General features: G+C 71.7%; 18 protein-coding genes. 12 read left to right on the forward strand and 6 right to left on the reverse strand.

Annotation, left to right across the window (positions count from 1 at the left end; all coding sequences use genetic code 11):
- The first annotated feature begins 60 nt into the window (after positions 1 to 60).
- Together WBN91_RS22995 and WBN91_RS23000 are read left to right on the forward strand one after the other, a co-directional pair.
- On the forward strand, positions 61 to 1,173 hold the full coding sequence (locus tag WBN91_RS22995) for an anhydro-N-acetylmuramic acid kinase (RefSeq protein WP_337726174.1): 1,113 nt from the start codon (positions 61 to 63) through the stop codon (positions 1,171 to 1,173).
- The gene (locus WBN91_RS23000; protein WP_337726173.1) at positions 1,160 to 2,710 is read left to right on the forward strand and encodes a sodium:solute symporter; all 1,551 of its coding nucleotides are present in this window, start codon (positions 1,160 to 1,162) and stop codon (positions 2,708 to 2,710) included. The genes WBN91_RS22995 and WBN91_RS23000 overlap by 14 nt, the downstream gene beginning before the upstream one ends.
- Here WBN91_RS23000 and WBN91_RS23005 read toward each other — a convergent pair.
- Positions 2,707 to 3,639 carry a GNAT family N-acetyltransferase gene (locus tag WBN91_RS23005; RefSeq protein WP_337726172.1) on the reverse strand — a complete coding sequence of 311 codons (933 nt, stop codon included), beginning with the start codon at positions 3,637 to 3,639 and terminating at the stop codon, positions 2,707 to 2,709. The genes WBN91_RS23000 and WBN91_RS23005 overlap by 4 nt on opposite strands.
- Before the next feature lie 50 nt (positions 3,640 to 3,689).
- Here WBN91_RS23005 and WBN91_RS23010 point away from each other — a divergent pair, with 50 nt between their 5' ends.
- The 6 genes from WBN91_RS23010 to WBN91_RS23035 all read left to right on the forward strand — a co-directional run bounded on the left by WBN91_RS23010 (position 3,690) and on the right by WBN91_RS23035 (position 7,683).
- Positions 3,690 to 4,262, forward strand: coding sequence for a maleylpyruvate isomerase N-terminal domain-containing protein (locus tag WBN91_RS23010; RefSeq protein ID WP_337726171.1), 573 nt, complete (start codon positions 3,690 to 3,692; stop codon positions 4,260 to 4,262).
- Positions 4,263 to 4,331: 69 nt separating this feature from the next.
- Entirely contained in the window at positions 4,332 to 4,781 is a 450-nt protein-coding gene (locus tag WBN91_RS23015; protein WP_337726170.1) for a winged helix-turn-helix transcriptional regulator, read from the forward strand.
- 49 nt (positions 4,782 to 4,830) lie between these two features.
- Entirely contained in the window at positions 4,831 to 5,169 is a 339-nt protein-coding gene (locus tag WBN91_RS23020) for a hypothetical protein (RefSeq protein WP_337726169.1), read from the forward strand.
- Positions 5,170 to 5,183: 14 nt separating this feature from the next.
- Positions 5,184 to 5,882 (forward strand): lysophospholipid acyltransferase family protein, encoded by a 699-nt coding sequence (locus WBN91_RS23025; protein ID WP_337726168.1) that lies wholly within the window; start codon positions 5,184 to 5,186, stop codon positions 5,880 to 5,882.
- Positions 5,883 to 6,043: 161 nt separating this feature from the next.
- Positions 6,044 to 7,252, forward strand: a complete 1,209-nt coding sequence (locus WBN91_RS23030) for a hypothetical protein (RefSeq protein WP_337726167.1) — start codon at positions 6,044 to 6,046, stop codon at positions 7,250 to 7,252.
- Positions 7,253 to 7,257: 5 nt separating this feature from the next.
- Positions 7,258 to 7,683 carry a hypothetical protein gene (locus WBN91_RS23035; protein WP_337726166.1) on the forward strand — a complete coding sequence of 142 codons (426 nt, stop codon included), beginning with the start codon at positions 7,258 to 7,260 and terminating at the stop codon, positions 7,681 to 7,683.
- 58 nt (positions 7,684 to 7,741) lie between these two features.
- Here the strand turns inward: WBN91_RS23035 and smc are convergent, their stop codons facing one another.
- The 4 genes from smc to WBN91_RS23055 all read right to left on the reverse strand — a co-directional run bounded on the left by smc (position 7,742) and on the right by WBN91_RS23055 (position 13,005).
- Positions 7,742 to 11,455 carry a chromosome segregation protein SMC gene (smc, locus tag WBN91_RS23040; protein WP_337726165.1) on the reverse strand — a complete coding sequence of 1,238 codons (3,714 nt, stop codon included), beginning with the start codon at positions 11,453 to 11,455 and terminating at the stop codon, positions 7,742 to 7,744.
- A 63-nt stretch (positions 11,456 to 11,518) separates the two neighbouring features.
- Positions 11,519 to 12,172: an anti-sigma factor family protein gene (locus tag WBN91_RS23045; RefSeq protein WP_337726164.1), complete on the reverse strand. Its 654-nt coding sequence runs from the start codon at positions 12,170 to 12,172 to the stop codon at positions 11,519 to 11,521.
- Entirely contained in the window at positions 12,169 to 12,657 is a 489-nt protein-coding gene (locus tag WBN91_RS23050) for a sigma-70 family RNA polymerase sigma factor (RefSeq protein WP_443217778.1), read from the reverse strand. The genes WBN91_RS23045 and WBN91_RS23050 overlap by 4 nt, the downstream gene beginning before the upstream one ends.
- A gap of 51 nt (positions 12,658 to 12,708) precedes the next feature.
- On the reverse strand, positions 12,709 to 13,005 hold the full coding sequence (locus WBN91_RS23055; protein ID WP_337726162.1) for an acylphosphatase: 297 nt from the start codon (positions 13,003 to 13,005) through the stop codon (positions 12,709 to 12,711).
- 67 nt (positions 13,006 to 13,072) lie between these two features.
- Between WBN91_RS23055 and WBN91_RS23060 the strand changes: the two genes are divergently transcribed.
- The 4 genes from WBN91_RS23060 (at position 13,073) to WBN91_RS23075 (ending at position 15,927) form a co-directional block, all read left to right on the forward strand.
- Positions 13,073 to 13,756 (forward strand): CAP domain-containing protein, encoded by a 684-nt coding sequence (locus WBN91_RS23060; RefSeq protein WP_337726161.1) that lies wholly within the window; start codon positions 13,073 to 13,075, stop codon positions 13,754 to 13,756.
- Positions 13,757 to 13,769: 13 nt separating this feature from the next.
- Positions 13,770 to 14,252: a hypothetical protein gene (locus tag WBN91_RS23065; protein ID WP_337726160.1), complete on the forward strand. Its 483-nt coding sequence runs from the start codon at positions 13,770 to 13,772 to the stop codon at positions 14,250 to 14,252.
- A 140-nt stretch (positions 14,253 to 14,392) separates the two neighbouring features.
- On the forward strand, positions 14,393 to 14,836 hold the full coding sequence (locus WBN91_RS23070) for a hypothetical protein (protein WP_337726159.1): 444 nt from the start codon (positions 14,393 to 14,395) through the stop codon (positions 14,834 to 14,836).
- A gap of 53 nt (positions 14,837 to 14,889) precedes the next feature.
- Positions 14,890 to 15,927: an amidohydrolase family protein gene (locus tag WBN91_RS23075; protein ID WP_337726158.1), complete on the forward strand. Its 1,038-nt coding sequence runs from the start codon at positions 14,890 to 14,892 to the stop codon at positions 15,925 to 15,927.
- Here WBN91_RS23075 and WBN91_RS23080 read toward each other — a convergent pair.
- Positions 15,924 to 17,141, reverse strand: a complete 1,218-nt coding sequence (locus WBN91_RS23080; RefSeq protein ID WP_337726157.1) for an MFS transporter — start codon at positions 17,139 to 17,141, stop codon at positions 15,924 to 15,926. The two genes, WBN91_RS23075 and WBN91_RS23080, sit on opposite strands and share 4 nt — an antisense overlap.
- Between the last annotated feature and the right edge of the window lie 223 nt (positions 17,142 to 17,364).

A 17,364-nucleotide genomic window follows, 5' to 3' on the forward strand; every position in this document is an offset into this window, starting at 1 on the left:
CCGGCAACTTTCCCACGTGGACCCTTGCGCCTGCGGTCTGTGTGGAATAGGACACAGGGCGTGAGGGTGATCGGGCTCATCTCCGGCACGTCGATGGACGCCGTGGACGTGGCCGTCGGCGACTTCTCGTTCGACGGCCCGACCGTCGTGCTGCGCCCGATCGCGCACGCCGAGCACCCGTTCCCGCCCGAGCTGCGCGAGCCACCCGCGAGCGCCGCCGACCTCTGCGTCCTGGACACCCGGCTGGGCCAAGTGTTCGCGGCGGCGGCTCACGAGCACGAAGCCGACCTGGTCGCCTCGCTCGGGCAGACCGTGCACCACTGGGTCGAGGGCGGCCGGTGCCTGGGCACGCTCCAGGTAGGCGCGCCGGCGTGGATCGCCGAGCGCACCGGGCTGCCGGTCGTCGCCGACTTCCGCGTGCGGGACGTCGCCGCCGGCGGCCACGGCGCACCGCTGGCGAGCACGCTGGACGCCCTGTGGCTCGCCGAGCTGGGCAACGCCGTCGCCCTGAACATCGGCGGCATCGCGAACATCACGAAGGTTTCGCCCGAAGGTGTGATCGCCTACGACACCGGGCCGGGCAACGCCCTGATGGACGCCGCCATGACCGTCCTCTCGAACGGCCTGCGCACCGCCGACGTGGACGGCGAGTTCGCCGCGCGCGGCCGGGTGCGCGAAGAACTGCTGCGGCGGCTCCTCGCCGACCCCTACTACGCGCTGCCCGCGCCGAAGTCGACCGGCAAGGAGCACTTCAACCGCGCCTACCTGGACCGCATGACCGAAGGCCTGGTGATCCAGGCCGAAGACCTCCTGGCCACCCTCACCGAGCTGACCGCCCGCACCATCGCCGCCGAGTGCGACGGGCTGGTGATCGGGTCCGGCGGCGGGATGCGCAACCCGGTCCTGGTGGACTCCCTCCAGCGCAGGGTCGAGCTGCGCTCCAGCGACGAACTGGGCCTGCCCGGCGACGCCAAGGAGGCCTACCTGACCGCCCTGCTCGGCTTCCTGACCTGGCACGGCGTGCCCGCCAACGTGCCCTCCGCCACCGGCGCGTCCGGCCCGCGCCTGCTCGGCTCGATCACCCCCGGCCGCGAACCCCTGCGCCTGCCCGAGCCCGTGACCACCGCCGTCACCGGGCTCAAAGTGATTGGAGGACACCGTGCGCGCACTTGATGTCGCCATCATCGTGCTGTTCCTGGTGGGGATGCCGCTGCTGGGGGTGTGGATCGGCGGCCGGCAGCGCTCCGCCACGGACTACTTCGTCAGCGAGCGGCGCATCTCGTGGTGGGTCGTGTGCGTGTCGGTGGTGTCCGCGGAGACGTCCACGCTGACCGTGCTGTCCGTGCCCACGGTCGCCTACGGCGGGACGATGACGTTCCTGTCGCTGGCGATCGGCTACCTGCTGGGCCGGATCGTGGTGTCGTTCGTGCTGCTGCCCAAGTACATCGCGGGCAACCTGATCACGGCGTACGGGTTCCTGGGCAAGCGGTTCGGCGGCGGGTTGCAGTCCACCGCGTCCGTGACGTTCCTGATCACCCGGCTGCTCGCCGACGGCCTGCGGCTGTTCGCCACGGCCATCCCCGTCAAGGTCGTGCTGGCGGCGTACGGGATCAACGCGTCCTACTGGGCGATCGTGGTCGTGTTGGGCGCCGCGATGGTCGTCTACAGCTTCCTGGGCGGCGTGCGGGCCGTGGTGTGGGTCGACGCCATCCAGATGCTCTGGTACGTCCTCGGCGCGGTCGCGGTGATCGTGGTGCTGTCCGGCAAGCTGCCCGACGGGTGGTTCTCGGCGGCGGCCGACGCGGGCAAGTTCCAGGTCCTCGACTTCGCCGCCAACCCGCTGACCTCGCAGTACGCGCTCCTGACCGCGTTCATCGGCGGCGCGGTGCTGTCGATGGCCTCGCACGGCGCGGACCAGTTGATCGTCCAGCGGCTGATGGCCACCAAGGACGTTCGTGCGTCGCAGAAGGCGTTGATCGCCAGCGGTGTGGTGGTGTTCCTCCAGTTCGCGCTGTTCCTGTTCATCGGCGTGATGCTGTGGGCGTTCTACAAGGGCGCGAACCCGGTCAAGGACCTGGGGCTGAACAACAACGACGAGCTGTTCGCCAACTTCATCGTGCGGGACATGCCGTCCGGGCTGAGCGGGTTCGTGATCGCGGGCATCCTCGCGGCGGCGCTGTCGTCGTCGCTGGGCGCGCTGGCCTCGTCCACGGTGACCGACATCTACCAGAAGCTGGTGCGGCGGCCGATGAGCGAGGCCGAGGTGTTCCGGCAGGGTCGGATCTGGACCGTGGTGTGGGCCGGTCTGCTGATCGTGTGCGCGGGGCTGTTCGCCTCGCTGACGCGGCGCGGCAACCCGATCGTGGAGCAGGGGTTGTCCATCGCCGGGTTCACCTACGGCGCCCTGCTGGGCGCGTTCCTGCTGGGGTTGCTGTTCCGCAAGGCCAAGCAGACCGACGCGGTCGTGGCGTTCGTGACGACCGTGGTGGTGATGGCGTTCGTGATCCTGGGAGTGAAGTTCGTCGGCCCGGAGGCCGCGGCGACGCTCGACTTCTCGGCGGCCACCGCGACCTCCAAGCCGTTGGCGTACCCGTGGTACACGCCGATGGGCGTGCTGGTGACGCTCGTCGTGGGCGGCTTGTTGTCGTTGCGGCACAAGGGGTACACGCCACCCGAGGTGGACGAGGCGGTGAGCGTGCGGGCGGCCTAGGCGGCCTTCGAGCGGTAGGCCACCAGTTCGAGGTGCCGGCGGAAGCCGAGGCGTTCGAACATGCGGTGGGACGACGTGTTGCCGGCCAGGATGGCGGCGGCGGCTTGGGGGCGGGCGCCGAAGCGCTCGGCGAGCTTCCAGACGAGTTCGGTGATCAACGCGGCGCCGACCCCCTTGCCGCGCACGTCGGGTTCCACGGCCACGAAGTCCACGTAGTACTCGCCCGGCTCGGCCTTGCCCGCGGCGTAGCCGAGGACCCTGCCGCCGTCCATCGCGACGACGACGGTGTGGTCCCGGCTGCCGTCGACCAACTGCCGGCCGGCCAGGTAGGTCTTGGGGAAACAGCGCTCGTGCAGGACGGCCACCGCCTCGTGGACGGCGGCCTCGGTCGGCAGCACGCGCATCTCCCGCGCCGGACCGGTGCGCGGGCAGCCGGCCTCGCGCAGCAGCAGCCCGCGCAGGCCGTCGCCGTCGAGCACGTGGATGCTGCTGGCCCGGCCCGCGGTGAACCCGTGGCGCTCGGCGAACGCGGCCAGCCTGCGGTGCAGGGTGTGCCCGTAGACCTCGCGGTCGGCGATGCCGTCCAGGAGGGGCTGGGCGTGGGCGTAGAGGGCGTCGGAGGTCTGGTCCCAGATGCGGCTGCCCGCCGGGTGGTTGACCGGCACGTCCACGAACGGCCCGTGCAGGAACGCCCGCCGCAGCTCGCGGTCCACCTCGACGCTGAGCACGCCGCAGACGCGGCCGGAGTCGTCGGTCGCGACCACGGTGCAGGAGGGCCAGTCGGGTTCGAACTCGGTGAGTTCCTCGGTCAGCTCCCCGAGCGTCTCACCGAGGTAGCCGATGTGGTGCGCGGTGTCGGCTTGGAGCCGGACGAGCAGGGCGAGCACCGCACCCAGGTCGTCCTGGCCGGCGAGGCGGATGTCATACATGCCCGGAATAGTCACTCGCGGATGCGGCGAACGCGAGGGAGTTTTCGGACGTGGACACGGGTGATCTTGCCGGGGCCCTGCGAGTGGGCACGGCGTTGCTGGACGAGGTGGTGGACCGTGACTGGACGGTGGACGTCCCGGGGTTGACGTGGACGGTCGCGGCGACCGTCGCCCACATCGCGGACGGCCTGCTCTGGTACGCCACGGACGCCGTGGCGGGACCGCACGAGCTGAGCACCGCCGAGGTGCGCGTGCGGCCGGAGACGCCGCCGGCCGACCTGGTGCGGACGGTGCGGACCTTCGGGACGGTGCTGGGGCACGTGCTCGCGGTGGCGCCGCCGGACACCCGCGGCTGGCACCCGTGGGGTGTGTCGGACATGGCGGGGTTCGCGGCGATGGGGAGCATCGAGGTGCTCGTCCACGGGCACGACGTGGCCCGCGGGCTGGACGTGCCGTTCGAGCCGCCGGCCGAGCTGGTGACGCCGGTGCTGCGGCGGCTGTTCCCGGAGGCGCCGGCGGACACCGATCCGTGGCAGACCCTGTTGTGGGCCACCGGGAGGCAACCGCTGGGCGACCGGCCACGGCGCGAGGGGTGGCGCTGGCACTCCGCGCCCCTGCCCTGATCGGCGGGCGGAGGCGGTGGAAGCGGTTCACGATGGGCGCGACACACTCGTACCCGCCCGGGAGGCGTCATGGCGGTGCGGCGCGTGCACTTCGAGGAAGCGGGGTGCCCGGTCTCGCGGTCGGTGGACGCGGTCGGCGACTGGTGGTCGCTGCTGATCGTGCGGGACGCGTTCGACGGGGTCCGGCGGCTGACCGACTTCCAGCGCAGCCTGGGTGTGGCCAAGAACATGCTCGGCGCCCGGCTGCGCGAACTGGTCGACCACGGCGTGCTGCGGTCCGTGCCCCCGCCGGACGGCGGGTTCCACCGCGAGTACGAGCTGACCGCGAAGGGCCGCGACCTCTTCCCGGTGATCGTCGCGCTGCGCCAATGGGGTGAACGCCACTGCTTCGCCCCCGACGAGCCGCACAGGGTCCTGGTGGACCGCGCCCAGGGCCGACCCGTACGGCCGCTGGAGGTGCGCGCGGAGTCCGGCGCGGTGCTCGGACCTGACGACACCGTTGTCACCGGGGTGTCCTGACGGGACCCATCTCTTGCCGCCGGGCGGCGCGTGGTGGACCCTCGACTGCGTGAGTGAGGAAACGATCCAACTCGAACTCAACGACAGCGGGGTGGCGGTAGACCTTCCCATGCCCGCCAACCAGCGGGACGCGGTGCAGGAGGTTCCCTACCGGCCGGTGGAATTCCGCGACGACGACCTGCCCAGCGCACTCGCACGGGCCTCCTCGTGGCTCCGGCAGACCCAGGACTGGCTGGGCGAGCCGGTCGACGTCATCGCGATCCACCTGGACTACGACGACACCAAGGGTTCGCCGTACTACAACCTCAAGTTGCTGTGCAACGACGAGGACCTGGCGGGCGTCCCCAAGGTGGTCCGCGAACACGAGGCCGGTATTACCCGCCAGTAGCGTACCGTTGGGGTATGCCTGATCGCGTGTACCCGCCGGTGATCGCCGCGGCCAAGCTCATGTTCCGCGTGCTCGACCTGCGCATCACCGTGGACGGCGCACGCCACGTGCCGACCACCGGCGGGGCCGTGCTGGCGAGCAACCACGTCAGCTACCTCGACTTCATCTTCGCGGGCTACGGCGCGCTGCCCGCGAAGCGCCTGGTCAGGTTCATGGCCAAGCACGAGGTCTTCAAGCACCGCGTCTCCGGCCCGTTGATGCGCGGGATGCACCACATCCCGGTCGACCGCGCCAACGGGCAGGAGTCGTTCCAGCAGGCGCTGGACGCGCTGCGGGCGGGTGAGGTTGTCGGGATCTTCCCGGAGGCCACCATCAGCCGCTCCTTCACGGTGAAGGACATCAAGAGCGGCGCCGTGCGGCTGGCGGCGGAGGCCGGTGTGCCCCTGCTGCCGGTCGCCGTGTGGGGGACCCAGCGGTTGTGGACCAAGGGGCGTCCGAAGAGCCTCACGCAGCGGCACGTGCCGGTGACGATCATCGTGGGTGAGGCGATCGAGCCGACCACCGACGAAGCGTTGCGGAAGCGGATGCAGGAGCTGGTGGACGAGGCCCAGGCGCGGTACCCGGAGTCGGGCGACGGCCAGTGGTGGCAGCCCGCCCACCTGGGCGGCGCCGCGCCGACCCCCGAGGAAGCCGCCGCCCTCGACCGCCGCTAGCGGCGAGGACCACCCACCCCACATTTGTGCGGAAACGCGCAGTCACCGTGCAATCCGTCCAGGTCTTTCCCGACCACTCGATGGTGCGGTTTCGCAGACTCGATCTCAGGCCACGTGCTTCCGTCGATTTGACTCGTCCAAATCACGGAATGGATCCGACAATGGCAGCCCCCACCACCACGGCCACGGACTCGGCGGCGGCACAGGCGATGAAGACCCTCACCGCGCAGTGGTACAACGCCGTCACCGCAGGCTGCGGCCTGGACCCGCAGACCTTCCAGCTCGCCCAGGGCTTCATGCAGCTCGGCACGACGTCCCAGGCGCTGTGGCAGACGTTCGACGCCCTGCCGCCCGTCTCCCTGACCCACTTCTGGAACCCCACGCAGTACAGCAGTTTCGCCGCGACCTACGGCGGGGTGATCAACAACCTGATCCCCCAGGACTCCGGCCAGTTCCAGAAGACGATGGGCGACTACTACCCCCAGTGGGTCGAGTACCTGCATTCGACACCCCCGCCGGTCATCCCCAATCCCGGCGGCATCCTCGAACTGTTCCACCAGTGGGAACAGCTGAACATGCCGCCCGGACAGGGCCAGGCCGCGTACACCGAGTACCAGCAGGTGTCACAGGGCGTCGTGCCCGTCGCCGTGCAGATGTGGCTCAACGCGGGCGGCGGCGCGAGCGGCATCAAGGCGTACAGCAACACGATCGAAGACCTGAACTACCAGCTCAGCAACACACCGTTGAGCAAGCAGGTCACGATGGACAGCGCCACGCAGTCCAGCGACGTCAACCACTCCTGGGCGAGCGGCGAGGTCGGCGGCGCCGTCGACTTCTTCCTCGGCCACTCGGCCGGCGACTGGGACAAGCTCACCACGACGATCGCGCAGGCGGGCGTGGAGATCCAGGCGAAGTTCAACCACTTCGCCACCTTCGTCACCGGGCCGCTGGCGCAGCCCAGCACCAACCCGCTGCTGTCGAAGTACCAGCCCTGGTACGACAGCGAGGCCATCAGCCTGGCCTACCAGAACAACAACTACTACGTCTGGAACCAGAACGCGCCCACCTGGCAGGGCACCTTCGGTCCCACCGGCAACCTCCAGTACGTGACCACGGCGCTCGTGGTGGTCAGCGGCGTGACGGTGAGCATCGAGTCCGCCGCCACGTTCGACTCCAGCCAGCAGGAGTCGATCAAGGCATCCGCGGAGGTCGGGTTCTTCCCCTTCTTCGAAGCCGAGTCGTCGGGCGGTTGGCAGCACAACATCACGTTCAACGACGAAGGGCAGCTGAACGTGGCCTCGACGGTGCCCGACGGTGTCGAAGTCGTGCTCGGCGTGATGGTCACGCCCTCGTCGGCCCAGTTCGGGTGATCGTCATGCCGATCACCATCGCCCGGGGCGCGCAGATGAGGGGCTGGGAGCTGCCCAAGAGAAGGCTGGTCGACGACATGGACAGCGCGCTGGCGGAGGTCCTGTACGCGAACCTGTGGCGTCAGGGGAAGACGATCGCCGAGTACGGCAAGGTCCGCATCGACAACCAGGGACCGTGGACCCAGGGACCGGGCCAGAACATCCAGGCGCAGACGGGAAACGACAGCATCGCCGGCGTCCTGCTGGCGAACACGCTCGGCAACGCCGGGAACCCGATCGACCAAGGCGCCGTGGTCGACGCCGTGCGGCGGGCCATGAGCCAGTCGGTGCAGGACGGGTACTTCTACCAGGTGACCGGGACCGTTCCCGAGGCACTGGCCGAACCGGGCACCCCCGACCAGGCCGTCACGGCCGAGACCACCTCGGGATAGCCCCCGGTTCGTCGACGGGGTTCGGTGCGCGACCGGACCCCGCCGACCGCGTCGGCCGTCACTCGGCCGCGGGAGCCGGGGCCTCGGGAGCCGCAGGAGTCTGGGCCTCGGGAGTCTGGGCCTCGGGAGTCTGGGCCTCGGGAGTCTGGGCCTCGGGAGTCTGGGGCTCGGCCGGTGCTTCGGGTTTGCCGGGCTTGAGGTCTTCGCGGCCCCGAAGTCGCTGCGAGATCACCTGGCTGATGCCGTCGCCCCGCATGGACACGCCGTACAACGCGTCCGCGATCTCCATCGTCGGCTTCTGGTGCGTGATGATCAGCAGCTGCGACCGTTCCCGCAGCTGCTCGAACAACCCGATCAACCGGTGCAGGTTGGTGTCGTCGAGGGCCGCTTCGACCTCGTCCATCACGTAGAACGGCGACGGCCGCGCGCGGAAGATCGCGACCAGCATCGCCACCGCCGCCAGGGACTTCTCCCCGCCCGACAGCAGCGACAGCCGCTTGACCTTCTTGCCCGGCGGCCGGGCCTCCAGCTCGATGCCCGTGGTCAGCATGTCGTCCGGCTCGGTCAGGACCAGCCGGCCCTCGCCGCCCGGGAACAGGACCTTGAAGACGATCTCGAACTCGCGGGCCACGTCCTCGTAGGCCGACGTGAAGACCTCCAGGATCTTGTCGTCGACCTCCTTCACCACGGTCAGCAGGTCGCGGCGGGTGGCCTTGATGTCCTCCAGCTGGTTGGACAGGAACTTGTACCGCTCCTCCAGGGCCGCGAACTCCTCCAGCGCCAGCGGGTTGACCTTGCCCAGCAGGGACAGGTCCCGTTCCGCGCGCTTGGCACGCCTCGCCTGGGTGTCGCGGTCGTAGGGCACCGGCTGGGGCGCCGAGACCTGCTCGCCCCGCTCCTTCGCGGCCTCGTACTCGGCCATCTCGCCGGCCGACGGCGGCACGTAGACGTCCGGGCCGTACTCGGCGATCAGGTCTTCCAGGCCGATGCCGAAGTCCTCGGCGACCTTGGTCTCCAGCTGCTCGATGCGCATCCGCTGCTCGGCGCGCAGGACCTCGTCGCGGTGGACGGCGTCGGTCAGCTTCTCCAGTTCGACCGACATCTCGCGGACGAGGTTGCGGACCTGGCTGAGCAGGGCTTCGTGCTGGGTGCGGCGCTCCTGGGCGGCGTCGCGGTCGCGGGCGGCCCTGGCCAGGGACACGGCGATGCGCTCCAGGGCCACCTCGCCGCCACGCACGACGGCCTTGGCCACGACCGCGCCCCTCGCACGGGCTGCGTGGGCACGGGCGGCGCGTTCCCGGGCCTCGCGTTCGGCGCGGGCCGCGCGGCGGAGGGCGTCGGCCTTGCCCTGGAGGGCTCGGGCGCGTTCCTCGGCGGTGCGCAGGGCCAGCCGGGCGTCCATCTCGGACTGGCGGGCGGAGGCCAGTTCGGCGGCGGCCTCGTCGCGGTGGGAGGTGTCCGGCTCGTCGTCCAGCGGCTGTTCCTCGGCGACGAGGAGGCGTTCCTCCAGTTCGGCGAGCTTGAGCAGGTTCTCCTCGCGGGCCGCCTCGACCTTCGCCCGCTGGACGCGCACCCGCTCCACGTCCGCTTCGGCCGAGCGCACGGCCGCCGCCAGGCGGTTGAGCCGTTCCGAGGACCGGGCGCGGCGCACCTTGGCCTCGTTGACCTGCTCCTTCAGCGCGCTGACCTCGGTCCGCCTGGCCTGCTGCTCGGCCCGCGCGCCCTCCAGCGCGGCGGCGGACTGCTCCAGCGCGCGCTCGGCCAGCGCCAGCTTCTCCGACGCCTCGTCGACCGCCGCCTGGACCTCGATGACGCTCTGGCTGCGTCCCGAGCCGCCGACGGCCCAGTCCGCGCCGAACACGTCCCCCTCCCGGGTGACCGCCCGGACCTGCGGGAACGCCTCCACCAGGGCACGCGCGGCGGCCAGGTCGTCGACCACGGCCAAGCGGTCCAACGCCCGGTGCACGGCGGGCCGCAGGGCCTCGGGCGCGTGCACCAGGTCGACGGCCCAGCGGGCACCGTGCGGGAGCGCCGGCCACCCCGCGCGGTCGACCGGACCCGCGCCGCCGACCAGCACGCCCGCACGGCCGGCGTCCTGCTCCTTCAACAGCTCCAGGGCGGCCAGGGCGTCCGGGCCGGACTCCACGGCGACCGCGTCCGCCACCGGACCCAGGGCCGCCGCCAGCGCCACCTCGTGCCCCGGCTCCACGGTCAGCAGCGCCGCCACCGAGCCCAGCAGGCCCGGCAGCCGCGACGCCAGCAGCGCCCCGGCACCATCCTTGCGGGTCAGGCCCAGGGACAGGGCGTCCACGCGGGCCTTCCAGGACGCGATGTCCCGCTCGGCCGTCCGCTCGGCCTTGACCAGCTCCTCGACCCGGCGGCGCGCGGCCTCGTCGGCCTCGACGGCCTGCCGGTGCCGTTCGTCCAGGCCGGCGTCGTCCTCGTCCTCGGTGCCGGTGACCTCGCGGCCCTCGGCCAGCTCCTGCGCGGCCAGCTCCCGCCGCTCCTCGGCCTCGGCGAGGGCGACCGACATGCGCTCGATCTCCTCGGCCGTCGCCGACGTCTTGGACCGCAGCGCCTCGACCTGCCCGGACAGCCGGGCCAGGCCCTCGCGCCGGTCCGCGATGGCCCGCACGGCGGCCATGTGCGCCTTCTCCGCCGCCTGCACCATGCGTTCCAGCTCGGCGCGGGTCTCCACGGCCTCGGCCAGCCCGATCCGGGCCTCGGTCACGCCCTCCTGGAGTTCCTGTTCCAGCATGGCGGTCTGCTCGGCCTCGGCGTCCAGCTCGTCCGGGTCGCGCCCGCCGCGCGGCGCGTCCACCGACGCCGACAGGTGCCGCTCGCGCTCGACGGCCAGCCGGACGGTGCCGCGCAGCCGCTCCTCCAGCGCGGACAGCCGGTACCAGGTGTCCTGGGCCTGCTGGAGCTTGGGCGCGTCGGCCGAGACCAGGTCCTCCAGCTCGTTCTGCTGCGACTGGGCCTGCTGGAGGGACTGCTCGACCTCGGCGCGCCGGGCGCGGGCCTTGGCCTCGTCCTGCTCCTCGCGGGCCAGGCTCTCGCGCTGGGTGACCAGGTCGTCGGCGAGCAGCCGCATCCGCGAATCCCGCAGCTCGGACTGCACGACCTGGGCGCGGCGGGCGATCTCGGCCTGCTTGCCCAGCGGCTTGAGCTGGCGGCGCAGCTCGGCGGTGAGGTCGGTGAGGCGGGTCAGGTTGGCCTGCATCGCCTCCAGCTTCCGCAGCGCCTTCTCCTTGCGCTTGCGGTGCTTGAGGACGCCCGCGGCCTCCTCGACGAACGCCCGGCGCTCCTCGGGCTTGGACTCCAGGATCGCCGCGAGCTGGCCCTGACCGACGATGACGTGCATCTCGCGGCCGATGCCGGAGTCCGACAGCAGTTCCTGGATGTCCATCAGGCGGCACGAGTTGCCGTTGATCTCGTACTCGGTGGCGCCCTCGCGGAACATGCGGCGGGTGATCGACACCTCGGTGTACTCGATCGGCAGCATGCCGTCGGAGTTGTCGATGGTCAGCGTCACCTCGGCGCGGCCCAGCGGCGCGCGGCCGGAGGTGCCGGCGAAGATGACGTCCTCCATCTTGCCGCCGCGCAGGTCCTTCGCGCCCTGCGTGCCCATCACCCAGCGCAGCGCGTCGAGCACGTTGGACTTGCCGGACCCGTTGGGACCGACGACGCACGTGATGCCCGGCTCGAAGCGCAGCGTGGTAGCCGAGGCGAAGGACTTGAAGCCCTTCAGCGTCAGGCTCTTGAGGTGCACGCGGGGCAGAGTACCCGTGCGCCGGCCCGCCTAGACGCCTGCCACGCCGGCCAACAGCCCTGTTCAGGGCTTCACGGACACGATGACCTGCGTGTCCACGATGACCTCGAGACGCTCGATCTGGTCGACGCGGAACGAGGTGGAACCCGGGATGCGGGCGTCCTCGGGGTGGTCGGTGCCCCACCAGCCGCCGATCTCGGCGCGGCCGGCGCGGTCGTGGACGACCAGCTTGCACCTCTTGCCCTTGGGCGCGTTCTTGATCGTGAACCACATCTCGGTGCCCCACTCCTTGGCGACCAGGTCGGCCGTGGCGCTCACCCCGGTCGTGCTGTCGGCGGCGACGAGGTGCACGGCGTCGGGCTCGCGCGGGCCGAACACCAGCACGCCGACCGCGACCAGCACGACGACCAGGGCCGCGGCGGCCAGCACCACGCCGCGGCGACCGGCGCCCACCAGGCCCCGGCGGTGCTCGGGCGTCCGGGTCGGCGGCTCGGGCGGCAGCGGCAGCAGGTCCGGGTCCGGCACGGGGTCCGTGAAAGGAACGTCGAGGTCGGCCACGTCGACCTGGGCGAGCAGGCCGGGCAGCGGCGCGAGGCGGACCATCTCCCGGCGGCAGATCGCGCAGGTGCGCAGGTGCACCTCGAACGCCGAGCGCTCCGCCGGGTCCAGCGCGCCCAGCAGGTAGGCGCCGAGCGAGACGGTGTGCGTGCAGCTCACGACTCGGTCACCCCTCGTTCCTCCAACGCGTCGCGCAGCGCCCGCAGGGCGTAGAAGCAGCGCGACTTCACCGTGCCCGGCGGGACGCCGAGGACCGCCGCGGCCTCCTTGACCGTGCGGCGGCGGTAGTACAGCTCCACCACCACGGCCCGGTGGTCGGGGGTCAGCGCGCGCAGCGCCTCCGCGATCTGCCAGCTCTGGAGGACGTGGTCCACCTGGTCGGCGACCGGGGGCAGGTCGGCGGGCTCGATCGGCACCTCGGAGTTGCGCCCGCTGCGCTTGCGGAAACCGGAGATGACCAGGTTGCGGGCGACCGTGTAGAGCCAGGGTCCGGCGTCGTCGGGGGTCAGCTCGTCGGCGTGCTTCCACGCGCGCAGCAGGGTCTCCTGGACGACGTCCTCGGCCTGCTGGTGGTCGCCGCCGACCAGGCGCAGGACGTAGCCGTGCAGCGGGCCGCGCCACCGGCCGTACAGCTGCCTGACCACCTCTTCGCCTCGGTCCACATCGCTTTACTACGCCATTCGACCCTTGTGCGTTCAACGCTCGACGAAACCGGTCAAGCCCCCGCGTGGCTCCGACCAGCGCTCCACGACCGAGTCCACCCGACCGGGTGTACGGCCGGAACGCAGCGCGTCCAGCAGGCCGTCGCACGCCTCCTTCGGACCCTCGGCGTTGACCTCGACCCTGCCGTCCCGGAGGTTCGACGCGCTGCCGACCAAGCCCAGCTCAAGTGCCCTGGCGCGGGTCCACCAGCGGAAGCCGACGCCCTGCACCTGCCCGCGGACCCACGCGGTGAGCCGAACCGTGTTCTCTGCACCAGCCACAACGGCCATCCTGACATTTCACCCTTTAGTGGTACGGTGCGCGACCGTGAGTGCGCGGCGCGGTAACCGATCCGTGATGGGCGGACTGGTCGGGCTGCTGCTGGGGGCCGCCGGCGCGACCGGCGTGGCCTTCGCAAGCCCCGAACAGCTCGCCCCCTTCGTCGCGCCCAGCTCAACACAGGCGGCCGAGGGCGACAAGCCGGGCGTCGGGGGCGTGGGCGGGGTCGGCGTGCCCGTGCGGACCGGTCAGCCCGCCCCGACGAAGGACACCACGACCGCCGCACCCACCACCACGACCACCGAGACGACGACCACCACGACCCCGGCGCCGACGACGACCACCGAGACCACCACCCAGCCGCCCACGACGACCACCACGACACCCCCGCCCGTCTCGGCGGCGCAGCGGGTCGTGGAGCTGGTGAACGAGGCCCGCGCGGCGGCCGGGTGCCCGGCGGTGAAGGTCGACGAGCGGATCGTGAAGGCCGCCCAGGCGCACAGCACCGACATGGCCACCCGGGACTACTTCTCGCACGACACCCCGGAGGGCGTGGACTTCGCCGAGCGCATGAAGGCGGCCGGCTACCCGAAGCCGGGCGGCGAGAACATCGCGCAGGGCTACCGCACGCCTGACGCGGTCATGACCGGGTGGATGAACTCCGAAGGCCACCGCCGCAACATCCTGAACTGCGGGTTCACCGCCATCGGCGTCGGTCTGGACACCCGCGGCAACTACTGGACCCAAGACTTCGGCTGGTAAGAGGGAGCAACGCGTGACCGACGGGCTGTACGAGACCCCGGAACCCGACCGCCGGAAACCGCGGGTGTCGCCGAACGTCCTGCTGGCCGCGTCCGGCGTGGCCGTCGCGACGATCTTCGCCACCATCGCGTCCCTGGCGGGCTCGCAGGAGACCGCGGCCCCGGCCAAGGAGACGCCGCGGCAGGACGTCGTGAACCGCAGCACCCTGACCACCCTGCCCACCACGACGACGGTCCCGTCGGTCACCCTGACCACGACCGACACCACCACGACCACCACCGACACCACGACGACGACGCCGAAGCGGACCCGCGTGACCACGGTGACCCGTCCGGACGGCACCACCACGACGACGACGGTCGAGGACACCCAGCCGCCGGCGCAGACGACCACCACGACGACCACCACCCAGCCGACGACCACCACCACGACGACCACGACCACCACGACGACGACCACCACCACGACGGAGTCCAAGCCGCCCGCCGGCGGGTGATCCAAACGAGGGCGTCCCGGCTTGGTGACGGGGTGCCACACATTCGTGTGGAGGACCGCTCGAACGATGAGGGCGCCGACGCGATGAGCCGATAACTCGAACACCTGACCATCCGACCGGGTTTCCCACAGGGAGATGGTGTGTTCGAGGAAGATCATCAGGAGTCACCGAAGCGCGGGGTCTCGTCGCTCGTCCTGCTGGCCGCCGGCGGCGCGGTCGTCGCCACCGTGATGGCCACCCTGGCGTCGATGCTGGCGACCGGCGACCCCGAACCGGAGGCCGGCCCGCCCAAGCCGCAAGCCGAGGTCAAGGCCACCACCAGCACTGCGGTCCGTGTGGCCGCCGACGGCCACACGTCCACGGTGGTGATCACCGTCCGCGCCCAGGACAAACCCCGCGCCGACGCCCCCGCGCAGCAGCAGCAGCAGCCCGACGACCGTCCCCCGGTCGAGCTGACGACGACCACGACCACCGAACCGCCGCCGGCCTCCCAGCCGCCGAGCAACCCGCCGACGTCGTGGACACCCACCCCCACCAGCTCGTCGTCGTCCTCCTCGACCACCACGACGACGACCACCGGGTGACAGGTCCGCCCCCGTCCGGTTGGCTGGACGTCGACCGGTGAGGGGGAACCGTGGTGGTGCGGATCAGGGGGCGGGCGCTCCCGAGCGGTGAGCACGTGGACCTGTGCGCGGACGGCGACCGGTGGACCGACGACCCGGTCCCCGGCGCCGAGGTGGTCGAGGGCTGGCTGCTGCCGGGCCTGGTGGACGCCCACACCCACCCCGGCGCGAAGGACCCGGGCGACCCGCTCGACGAGACCCTCCTGCGCGAGCACCTGGGACAGCAGCTCGACCTCGGCGTCACCGCGATCCGCTCCCCCGGTCTCGCCGGCGACCCGCCCCCGTGGTTCGGCACCGAGCCCGGCACACCCCGGGCGTTCCACGCCGGCCCCTGGATCGCCCGCCACGGCCAGTTCTTCGACGAGTGGGGCCGGCACGGGGACTGGGCGGACCTGCCCGGCTTCGCGGCCGAGCAGGCGCGCCGGTCCGGGTGGGCGAAGATCATCGCCGATTGGGGTGTGGACGACGAGCCCGTCCCCGCCGACGTGATGACCGCCGTCGTGGCGGCCGTGCACGCCGTGGGCGGGCGGGTCGCCGTGCACACCCAGCACGCGGCGGGCAGCGCGGCGGCCGTCGCCGCCGGGGTGGACTCCGTCGAACACGGCATGTGGCTGGACCCGGCCCTGCTGGACCGGATGGCGAGCCAGGGCACAGCCCTCACCCCCACCCTCTCCGGCTTCGAACGCCACCTGCCGGAGGTGGAGAAGAAGCCGGAAGGCGCGCGCAAGGACTGGTACGTCGGCGGCGTCCACGCCCTGCGCGCCCTGGTCGGGTCCGCGCACGAGGCAGGCGTGCGCATCCTGGCCGGCACCGACTCCATCCCCCACGACCGCCACGCACTCCTGCACGAGATCCACGCCCTGTCGAGCCGGATCGGCCCGCACGAGGCCCTGGGAGCCGCCTCCTGGCACGCCCGGACCTACCTGGGCCTGGCCGGCCTCGAACCGGGCGCACCGGCGGACGCGGTCGTGTACGCCGAGGACCCGAGACTCGACCTGGACCAACTCGCCCACCCGATCGCGGTGATCCTGCGCGGCGAGCGCGTCCGCTAGTCGCGCAACGCGTAGAAGGCGGCTGCGGCGGTGCCCACGCACAGGGCGACCGCGCTCCACGCCAGCGAGGCGTGCACGCCCACGGCCGCGCCCAACAGGCCCACCGTGAACCCGCTGCCCGCCCGCAACCCGCCCGACGACATGCCGTAGACGCCCAGCACCCGGCCACGGTCGGCAGGTGGGCTGAGCAACTGCACCACGGTCTGCGTGATCGACATCGACGCCAGGTGCGCCACGCCGCCGACCAACAACAGCAGCACCGCCAACGGGTAGCTGCCGGTCACGGCGAAGCCCAGGCTGGTCACGCCGTAGATGCCCGTGGCCACCACCGCCGTGCGCACGGTCGGCTTGATGCTCGTCGTCGCCTCCAGCAGGACACCGCCCAGCACCCCGCCCGCCCCGTTGGCGAACAGCAGCACGCCGTAGGCCAAGCCGGCGCTGCCGGCGCCCAGGTCGGTCGCGAAGATCGGCATGGCGGACTGGAGTGACGCACCGACGAAGAAGGACGCCAGGCCCGCCACGACGATCATCGCCACCAGCGTCCGGTTCGAGCCCACCTCGCGCAGCACGCGCAACGACTCCACCATGCCCACGCGCGGCCGGGCGTGCTGGTCACGGGTGTGGCCGGTGAACTTCGTGCGGAACAGGAACAGGGTCAGCGGCAGGTAGAAGGCGATGTTGACGAAGATCCCGGCGGTCGGGCCGAGGCCCAGCAGCAGGGCCGAGCCGACGACCGGGCCGAACAGGACGCCCAGGCTGCGGAAGGTGGCGTTGAGCCGGACCGCGCTGGGCAGCTCGTCCGGGCCGACGAAGTCGTGCAGCATCAACTGCTCGCCCGGACCCCACAGCGCGCCCGCGATGCCGTGCAGCACCAGCAGGACGCCCGCGTGCCACACCTGGAGGGTGTCGGTGAGGAACAGGACGCCCCACGCCGCCGACACGGCCATGAACAGCACCTGGGCGACCTGGATGACCCGCCGGCAGTCGTAGCGGTCGGCCAGCGAGCCGAACCACACCGACAGCAGCAGGAACGGCAGCCAGTGGCTGATCACCGCGAACCCCGCCAGGGCCGGCGACCGGAACTTCTCCCACAGCACCCAGTACGTGATGACGTGCTCGATGTTGTCGGCCATCATCGCCAGGCCCGCGCCGAACAGGTACGGGCGGCAGTCCCGGTTGCGCAGCGCGGCGAACCGGCGCGGCGCGGCCGGCACGTGCGTCGCTCCACCACAGGCCGCGCACATGTGTCCTCCTGGTCTTGGTTCCCCCGCGGGCCACGCTAGGTAGGCGGTGGCCGCCGCACCTAGGACGGGAGCGAACTCGCGGCGCGGATCACACGCACTTCCCGACATCGCGCGGGAAACCCGACGCAGTGCGGACCCGCACGGCACGGCGCGGACCCGCCCGACGCGGGGCGAACACGGTCGCCCGGCCGGC

Source organism: Saccharothrix sp. CCNWYY140 (genome assembly GCF_037401995.1).
Lineage (GTDB): Bacteria > Actinomycetota > Actinomycetes > Mycobacteriales > Pseudonocardiaceae > Actinosynnema.